The sequence below is a fragment of the Nostoc sp. genome (assembly GCF_054880495.1).
Genome location: NZ_JBTYKD010000047.1, coordinates 1 through 8,931, shown reverse-complemented (window position 1 = coordinate 8,931; position 8,931 = coordinate 1). Strand labels below are relative to the sequence as shown.

The following is an 8,931-nucleotide window of genomic DNA, read 5'->3' as shown; positions in this document are numbered from 1 at the left end:
GGGAGAGGGACTTTGAAATTCTGGCTCCCCTTCTCCCAGATTTGGGAGAAGGGGTTGGGGGATGAGGGCAAATCCTTTTGATCACAGAAGAACTAAAGGTTTCAAGATAGACGTGGTTTAAATAGGGTTTAGCGCATCTTCATACAGAATTGGTATAAGCATTTCTTCCTTCTCTCTGTGTTCTCTGTGCCTCTGTGCTAGCCTGCGGCAAGCCCTCTGGGTTCAGCAGTCGCTGATGGGGGAAACCCCCTTCTCTACGAGACGCTCCGCGTTCGCATAGCGTCCTGAAGGGAAGGCGCTAGCCTCTCCCTTTGGGAGAAGACCGCGCTGCTTCATCGCTTTGCGTCTACGTTAAAAAAATTGACTTTCACAAAGAGTTTTAGCCTTAACCCAAGCGTATTGGGTAATATGGAAGTTAAATATCTAACAGCTTACACTGAGACTTTTGATTAATTATATAAAGTTTGTATAAAGAACTGTAATTTACCTGCTTTTAGTACTGAATCTAAAATTTGCCCTCTTATATGCTTAACTTTATATATACAGGAGGAACGAATTTGGTATATTTAATCATTTATCTATAGCAAAACCTACGTTAGAAAGAGAATAGATCAAACATCTAAGCAAAAGACACTATAACCATGCAAAACTACGTTATCACCTCTACTAGCAGTGAATTTGGCTGCACGCCGCCTATAATAACGCAATATGTAGCTTTTCTGTAGTTGACTAGTGGTAAATTTAAGTTACTCTTAAAGCGGATCCCTTCGTGTAAGAATCTACCCTGACAGAAGTGTATAAAGATATAGTTAAATTTAGCAGTTCTGTCCGAGATTTTGAATTTGCAAACTGAATAGTTTGATACAGCCCTCAAAATGCTGATCCACTACCCTAAACAAGGTAGTCAGTTACATGACTCAATATCATCTGTCTGCTAATTGTAATGAATAGTTTACAATACAGTGGATGATAAAACCTAAAGAAAATATAAAAGAGACTCAACTGTGGTGTCTGGAGGAGAAAAGTGTTTCTGAGACTAGCACATCAACATCGACAATTCGTCCAAGACTTGGTAATGAACCTGAAAGCCTTGGCGATTGTACTAGAGCGGCGCGGGTATCTTGCGTCCTGCTACACCTGTGGCGACCAAATGAATAGTGCATCGTTTATGGTTAGTTTGGGTGATGGCCACCTGATTCGGTTTTTAGTGTCCGATTACGGGATTACTTGGACGGAAATGCGGGATGACCGGGAATTAATGAAGCTAGAAGGTGCAGAGGCAATCAGCCAACTAGACGAACTGGCTAGTCTTGTCAAGCAATCTATGCAAACTGATACAGGCTCTAAAACTCTTGCCAAGAAGTATTAAGGTTCCAAAGGTTGATCGCAATTTAGAAATTGATTATCGGTAACTGGTAATGGTGGCTTAGTTAGCGATCGCTCTTACCTATTCTCCATTACCATTAAGTGATTGGCTCGTCTAGCCCATCGCCTGTTTTTTTATCTGCCAAAACCTCACGAGTTGGATTTTGAGCCTTTAGCTTTTGGTGTTAAAACAACACCAAAATCAGAGATTAGCAGTTTTGGTTAATTATCTCTAGAATTTTTGCAGCAGTGATCGCCATTCCCGCATAAAATAAACGAATCTTCTGGTTTACCCACCACAGAAGGCTGCATGAGTCGCTAAATGGACAATTGTATAATCATCCATTTGGGGTACAGTGACTCTGGGGTTAAAGGTATCATCTAAAAGCTTCGTAGTTTCCGAAACCATAGCTGCGAAACTTTCCACTTCCCGTCTTGCAAAAGGCAAACCAGCGAAAGCAACTTGCCGATTACCAACTTTGATTTGATAATTAACTTTACTAAAAACACCGGCTAAAATCCGCAAAGTAGATTATTTTGCGGTGTTTTCGCATTTTACCGAAAAAATGGGTCTAGAGCTAAACACTCTCTATACTCGGAAGTGTAAATATTAAACCAAGAAGTCCAGCAACGCAATTAATTTTTATGCTATTCAATGATTTGGAAAATGAAAATTTATAGGTGCTGAGAAAATTGAAGATGTCAGAAGAAAAACCCAGCCAACCAAAACTACCACCAACCAGCGCCCTTGACAATCCATCAAGTCATGAATTTGGGAATTGGTTTGAATATCCTGTCAGAGTCCAACCCCACCACACTGATTATGCCGGTCTTGTCTGGCACGGTTCTTATCTAGCTTGGATGGAAGAAGCACGGATTGAATGCTTGCGAACTATAGGGATTGAATTTGCTGATTTAGTCGCTATAGGTTGCGATTTACCAGTTGTAGAACTGTCAGTGCGCTACCACCGTTCAATTCAATTGGGTATGGCAGTGGTGGTAAAAACGCGCATGGCTGAAGTGACTGGTGTCCGCATCAATTGGGATTATGCCATTGTCTCAACTGATGGACAACAATTATACGTCACTGCCAAGGTGACTTTAGTAGCTTTAGATCGCGAAAGAGGTAAGATTATGCGTCAGTTACCGGCGAGTGTTAAGGATGCGTTAGCCAAGATTTCAGCATTCAATAAGTAAGTAAACACTACATAAACTTTGATCACTTTTCACGGTATCTGGAAAACCTCTCTTCTCCATCTCTCTCCTAAAAAGAGGAGCCACTGCGTTGGGCGGCGAGCCACTCTTGTTGCATGTGGCGTCAGAGAGTTTGAATTTTCCCCCTTCTCGTCGCGGGAAGGGGGTTATACCATTTTAGATTTTAGATTGTGAAACATCGATTGGATAAGCGTTTCAGGTTTCCATCTGTCACAATCATTTTTCAAATTGGTGTTAGTGGGTTAGGTTTTTCGTAGGCTTTTCCACATAAAGTATGGATTTTTTACTTGCTACTTTGGATATGCGGCAGATTTTGAGCAAACTGCGTTACGTAATGCCAAATATCTTGGGGAGTAATGCCAAAACCAATATTTAATAAAACAAGGATTACCGCAATCGTCAATGCATTACTTAACGTTGCTTTCAGCAACTTCCACAATATTATGAAGACTATCCAAGCTACAATCAGCGTAGCAATCATATATATTAATTCCTTAATAATTGCCCTTGTGTGAGAGTGGGTTTATTCAGAAAGGGTGAGTTTTTATTTTGGCAATAATCACTGGTATAAAAGATGCTAAACCCAATTTTTAATATCCGCTAGAATGGGCTTTTTGTGATAATTAGCCTGGGGATATTTTAACTAAAAATCAGATACTTATTTATGTGATATGCCGCTTTTTTTGCAAACTTTTTGTAAAGGTTTTTAATTTTTATTAGAAGATAAATTATAGATATACATAAAATTGATGACTGATCAGGAAGCTACTGACTATCTTCAATAGAGTTTAATTGTATCAAGTAAAATGATTTTTATATTAATTGGATTAGAGGCTGGGAATTAAAGATTGGGGACTAGACATCAATTTCTAATCCCCAGTTCAATTTGAACTGAAGCTTTTTATCGCAGAGAAATTATCTGCGAGTGAGTTTCTAAGTTTTCAGTCGCTGTTAAAACTTCTTGTCTTGCCCATTTATCTGCTGCCAAAATGTCATCTAAAGAAGGATTAGCACGGTGATCATTTTGATGGCGATCGCACACCCATTCGATACACCGGGGAATATCTAAAAACCGAATTTTTTCTGCTAAAAATAAAGCCACAACTTGCTCATTGGCAGCATTCAGCACAGCTGGCATCGAACCACCAGCTTTACCCACAGCATAAGCCAACTGCATACAAGGATACTTTTGGTGATCTGGTTCACGGAAGGTTAAATTTCCAGCTTTGACTAAATCTAGTCGTTCCCAGTTAGTGTAAATGCGATCGGGCCAAGATAGAGCATACAGTAAGGGTAAGCGCATATCTGGCCAACCGAGTTGGGCTAAAACTGAACTATCTTGCAGTTCAATCAGCGAGTGAATAATGCTCTGGGGATGAATGACAATTTCGATATCGTCATAATCCAACCCAAACAGAAAATGAGCCTCTATTACTTCCAGTCCTTTATTCATCAAAGTAGCAGAATCTACGGTGATTTTCCGCCCCATCGACCAATTAGGATGCTTGAGGGCGTCAGTAACGGTTACATCCTCTAACTTTTCTACATCCCAGTCTCGGAAAGCCCCACCGGATGCAGTGAGCAAAATTTTCCGTAAGCCTCCCTTTGGCACACCTTGGAGGCACTGAAAGATTGCAGAATGTTCGGAATCGGCTGGGAGTAATTTTACACCGTGTTTTTCCACTAGGGGTAGAACCACAGGGGCGCCAGCAATCAGGGTTTCTTTGTTCGCTAAGGCAATATCTTTACCAGCTTCAATAGCTGCGATCGTGGGTAGCAAGCCCGCACAACCAACGATCCCCGTGACAACGGTTTGGGCATCGCCGTAACGAGCTACTTCTATCACTCCGGCGTCACCTGCGAGTAGAATCGGTTGAGGATCGAGGTCAATGATAGCTTCTTTCAGCGCTGGTAATTTATCTTCTGAACAAATTGCTGCTATTTGCGGTCGAAACTGCCGAATTTGAGCAGCCAACATTTCCACATTGCCCCCAGCTGCCAATCCCACAATCCGAAACTGATCTGGGTACTGAGTGACAATATCTAAAGTCTGAGTACCAATAGAACCAGTGGAACCAACGAGAGTAATCGCTTTCACAAATGCTTAAGGATTTACAGACAACTCCCACTATAAATTGCTTGGGACTCTTTAATCACAGCAATCACTATAATCGATACATTGAGGAGGGGACGTGAAGAAGGAAATAAAAATCTCGCCGTGTCTCCTTGTCCTCGTCCCTACACCAGCGCCAATCCGTTAATTTCCTGACTTTTCACAGTATCTCGAAAACCTCTCTTCTTCATCCTTCTCCTAAAAGGAGAGAGATTTTGAATTTTACCCCTTAGAGCGTCGGGAAAGGGGTTAGGTTTTTCGTGGGCTTTTCCATACAACGTGAAAAGTCAGGTTAATTTCAAGGTTTTATAATAAACATAAAAGAGTGGATGAATATTTGCGATGATAAATAAACAACAAGATATGATAAATATCCTGAATAAACTGTACGATAATAACAACTATTCTAGTCCACTAGATTACTTTAGTCAGTTTATAAATCTTAGATTTATTTATGGATGAGTTAGATATTGGATTTCTAGATAGTGAGGATTGGGTACATAGAGAGCAAATAGAAGTTGCAAGATTAAATCTTATTTCTAATGGAGGAATTAATCAACTTAAATATACTGAAGGTCAGCTTCGTGAATACATATAAAAAGAGCTAAAAGCCCTTTCTATAATTAAGGATTAATAAATAAAAAATAAATGATTGTGTATTAAAATATACAAAATAGTTTAGTACACTGCGTAAGTTCTAAACTATTTCATCGACTTTTAAAATACGCCCTAAAGTTGCTTAATCTTCGTATAACTAGACAAAATTTGTATTTATATAGCGGCTGCCATAATGGTTAGGACAATTCTGCTATGGATAGCTGTGACAGCCGCTCTCTTAGGGTTTGCGAATGTCCTAAGCTGTCTGTCTACTGCTATAAATACTACAGTTTTAAAAGATAAATTCCGAAAGAATTGGCAAAAGTAACTAAATAGGAAATAATTTCAAGTAGTTGCCGATTTGTCCAGTTTGTTAATTATGTTGGTGGAGGATTTAATATGCAAAATATTACTCATAAATTGCTGTGTTGCAGCCATAGGTGAAAGGATGCATAAAGGAGTTTTTTGAAGCACTCAACCTTATGGCTAAAGTTCAGATAGTTATAAAAAAAGTTTTATGGAAAAATGATTTCCTGTTTCCAGCAGCAATATGGCTTGCCAGCCGAATATTGATCTGGACTGCCATGTTGCTGATTGCGCCAAAACTACCGTTACCAGCAGAAGATTTTTTGCCCCCTTTTGGTTGGGGCGTTTTTGATGCCTGGGATAGTATACATTATCGAGCGATCGCAACTTCTGGCTATGAATTTGTGAATGACGGCAAGCAACATAATCTCGCCTTCTTTCCCCTGTTTCCTTCAAGCATCTGGGTTTTGATGAAGTTGGGCTTACCGTTTGAATTAGCAGGTACATTCGTCAACAACCTGGCATTTTTCGCAGCGCTTTACTGTTTGTACTTTTGGATCAAAGAGCATTATGGCATCAATGCAGCGTATTGGGTCATTGCTGTGGTTTCCTGTTATCCATCTTCGATGTTTACGGGGGTGGTTTACACAGAGGGGCTGTATTTGTTTTTGAGTACGGCGGCTTTGCGGGCGTTTGATCAAAAACAGTATGGCTGGACTGCCCTTTGGGGTGCGATGGCGACAGCAACACGTCCTACAGGTATGGCACTAATTCCAGCATTTGCGATCGCAGCCTGGAAAGAACGCCGACCACCCATAGCCTATATAGCTGGTTTGACTACCGCTATTGGCATACTTTTATTCAGCTTGTATTGTGCAATTTATTTTGGCAACCCTTTCGCTTTTATCGAAGCACAACGGGGATGGCGACCAACTCTAGGGTTTGATTGGCAGGGTTGGTTAAATATGCTCATGCAAATTGCAGTTGGTAGAAAAAATTGGCAATATGGTTGGGTTCAAAACTCCTCTGGCGGGATTCAAGACCCTTGGTATCTCTTGTTGCTTGGTGCGATTCTTGCCAGTAGCTATCTTTTATGGCGTTTTCGTTCTGGGAAATTATTCTATGGCTTTTATGCTTTCGTATTATTTTTGTTGATTCTGGCCAGCCAACAGTGGATCAATAACTTGCTCAACTTGTTCATGGTCTTAGGTGGTGGCTATGTATTGTGGCGCTTACACACGCAGCTGACCCCAGTTATAGTTATTTATGGCTTTTGTGGTATTGGTTTGCTGCTAGCCTCTGGAGGCACCATCTCCTTAAGCCGTCTCGCATACGGTATTGTGCCTTTGAATATAGCCATTGGTTTGCTGCTATCTCGCCATCCTCGTCAGGGATATTTAATATTGGGCGCTTTTGTGACATTACTAGCCAAAATAGCTGTAGGATTTGCCCAAGAGCGCTGGGTTGGTTAGGTGAGTTCGACAAACGTCTCCCTGCTTTAAACTTTAGTTCAAGTCTGTCTTGAGGTAATTTACGCTTTATCCAATAGTCCTAAAAAACCTCACCCTGGTTTTGCTACGCAAAACCAGTCCCTCTCCTTACTAAGGAGAGGGATTAAAGTCAGGACAGGGTGAGGTTTTTGTTTTGGGTAATTGGATGACTTGTGTATACACCGTAACCGAGTCGGAGAGGGAAGGTTTTACGTCGTAAAAACTCTTTCTATTCAGCTAATTAGGCGATACAGCAATTATATTGAGATATCAATTCTCAAATTTTCAGCGCCCAACTTGGACATCTTGATGATTGCTAAGTTACTTCACTTCACTGGGTTAAAACTTAGCCACCTTGCCTTTCTTAACGGCGACAATTACATTATAGGTTGAACAGTAAGAGAATGTGACATTGTTGGCTTTGTTGTAAAGGTTAACTACATGACCTGTCCACCTGGCTGGATACCGATTGACTCCAAATCCCCAAAAAAGAAACGACGCAGCTGATCGCCACTACCAATTTGACCCTTATTTTTAGTGAGTAATGCTATTTTCTGATTTACAGACAATTCCTGAGCTGATGCCTGAACTAATATAGGGTTGATTACTTTCAATGGTGCTTCCCAAACTGTTAAAAAACTAGTAAAGACAAGAGTTGCAATTAAGGGTGCGAGTTTCATCTATGGCTCATAGTATTTGACTATCTTGAACACCCAAACTATCTCACTTGGCACTGAGAACTTATTGAAACTAAGCCATAATTTTCATGAATTTATTCTTTGAGCAAATTTAGTTAATTCTCAGTATTTTCTCAGCAAATCATAGTATATCAAAGTCGCACGATAATTTCAGCCTTCTCTCAGGGAAATCTCATTTTTAACTGAATAAGAGCAACTTGGAATAATGAACAATACCTTCATTGTAGTGGTGTTATTGAGACTAGACCCAAAAGGCCAACTCAATTTTTCAATGGGATTAGGCGACATCCCGAATTATCATTATTTTTTAAGCGTGAACTCTTGATTTTTCTTGAGTAATTTATTCTTTGTAAGTCCTTTATTGATGATAATTAAATTTACTAATGAATATATCCAATCAAACGAAGATAGCCCTTAGTTCATTATTTCTAGGTGTAGGTGTCATATCTTTTGGTTCTATTTTCGTGAGATTGAGCGAAACAGAACTCAGCCCCAATGCCACTGTATTTAATCGCCTTTGGCTTAGTAGTATGGTCTTCTTGCTCTGGCATGGATACAAGGCGATATGTCAAGGACTTTCATTAGAGAAACCTGTAGAACGGCAGCTTTACACTAGTCAGGATCTGTGGCTATTGCTTGGTGGCGGTATTTTTTGGGCTGCCACTTTAGTCTTTTTGGCTTGGTCACTGACTAAAAGTAGCGTTGCGATTTCTAGTGTCTTACATAATCTTGCCCCGATATCTACTAGCTTAGGAGTGTGGCTATTATTTCGTCAGGGTTTTGAGAAGCAATTCCTGATTGGGATGACGATCGCACTTGGGGAAGCGATCGCCATTGAATTTGAGGAACTGCAAATCGCCACAGAGGAAGGTCAAGGAAGCTTGGCTGCGATCGTTTCGGCAATTTTCTTGAGTGCATACCTACTGATCGTAGAAAAATTACGAACCAAATTTTCTCCGGCCACAATCCAGTTGTGGATCTGTGCGATCGCGGCTTTAGTCATCTTCCCCATACTTTTGTTCACTCAAGACCAGCTTTTTCCCTCTACTCATATCTTGCACCTGGAAGTATGAATGTCAAAACCACAACTACGTGCAAGGGGAGCTAGGCGTTCAATTTCAAGTAAAAGAAGAGACACGACTATTTG

At 40.5% G+C, this 8,931-nt stretch carries 7 protein-coding genes and 2 pseudogenes; 5 read left to right on the top strand and 4 right to left on the bottom strand.

Annotated elements, in window-relative coordinates; translation table 11 throughout:
• Positions 1 to 1,024: 1,024 nt before the first annotated feature.
• The gene (locus ACYTXL_RS05210) at positions 1,025 to 1,369 is read left to right on the top strand and encodes a DUF1815 family protein (RefSeq protein WP_334791115.1); all 345 of its coding nucleotides are present in this window, start codon (positions 1,025 to 1,027) and stop codon (positions 1,367 to 1,369) included.
• A gap of 248 nt (positions 1,370 to 1,617) precedes the next feature.
• Here the strand turns inward: ACYTXL_RS05210 and ACYTXL_RS05205 are convergent.
• Positions 1,618 to 1,897, bottom strand: a pseudogene (locus ACYTXL_RS05205) (CHAT domain-containing protein); the annotation flags it as partial.
• A 167-nt stretch (positions 1,898 to 2,064) separates the two neighbouring features.
• Here ACYTXL_RS05205 and ACYTXL_RS05200 point away from each other — a divergent pair.
• Positions 2,065 to 2,562, top strand: coding sequence for an acyl-CoA thioesterase (locus tag ACYTXL_RS05200; RefSeq protein WP_461923770.1), 498 nt, complete (start codon positions 2,065 to 2,067; stop codon positions 2,560 to 2,562).
• A 301-nt stretch (positions 2,563 to 2,863) separates the two neighbouring features.
• Here ACYTXL_RS05200 and ACYTXL_RS05195 read toward each other — a convergent pair whose 3' ends face one another.
• The gene (locus tag ACYTXL_RS05195; RefSeq protein WP_461923769.1) at positions 2,864 to 3,061 is read right to left on the bottom strand and encodes a hypothetical protein; all 198 of its coding nucleotides are present in this window, start codon (positions 3,059 to 3,061) and stop codon (positions 2,864 to 2,866) included.
• A 420-nt stretch (positions 3,062 to 3,481) separates the two neighbouring features.
• Positions 3,482 to 4,678 carry a 1-deoxy-D-xylulose-5-phosphate reductoisomerase gene (gene dxr, locus ACYTXL_RS05190; RefSeq protein ID WP_461923768.1) on the bottom strand — a complete coding sequence of 399 codons (1,197 nt, stop codon included), beginning with the start codon at positions 4,676 to 4,678 and terminating at the stop codon, positions 3,482 to 3,484.
• Between the two features lie 469 nt (positions 4,679 to 5,147).
• On the opposite strand from dxr, the gene ACYTXL_RS05185 reads away from it, so the two are divergent.
• On the top strand, positions 5,148 to 5,291 hold the full coding sequence (locus tag ACYTXL_RS05185; RefSeq protein WP_461923767.1) for a hypothetical protein: 144 nt from the start codon (positions 5,148 to 5,150) through the stop codon (positions 5,289 to 5,291).
• Positions 5,292 to 5,772: 481 nt separating this feature from the next.
• Positions 5,773 to 7,068 (top strand): hypothetical protein, encoded by a 1,296-nt coding sequence (locus ACYTXL_RS05180; RefSeq protein WP_461923766.1) that lies wholly within the window; start codon positions 5,773 to 5,775, stop codon positions 7,066 to 7,068.
• Positions 7,069 to 7,425: 357 nt separating this feature from the next.
• Here the strand turns inward: ACYTXL_RS05180 and ACYTXL_RS05175 are convergent.
• Positions 7,426 to 7,766 (bottom strand): annotated as a pseudogene (locus tag ACYTXL_RS05175) (hypothetical protein).
• Positions 7,767 to 8,167: 401 nt separating this feature from the next.
• Between ACYTXL_RS05175 and ACYTXL_RS05170 the strand changes: the two are divergent.
• Positions 8,168 to 8,857 (top strand): DMT family transporter, encoded by a 690-nt coding sequence (locus ACYTXL_RS05170; protein ID WP_461923765.1) that lies wholly within the window; start codon positions 8,168 to 8,170, stop codon positions 8,855 to 8,857.
• Positions 8,858 to 8,931 lie beyond the last annotated feature (74 nt).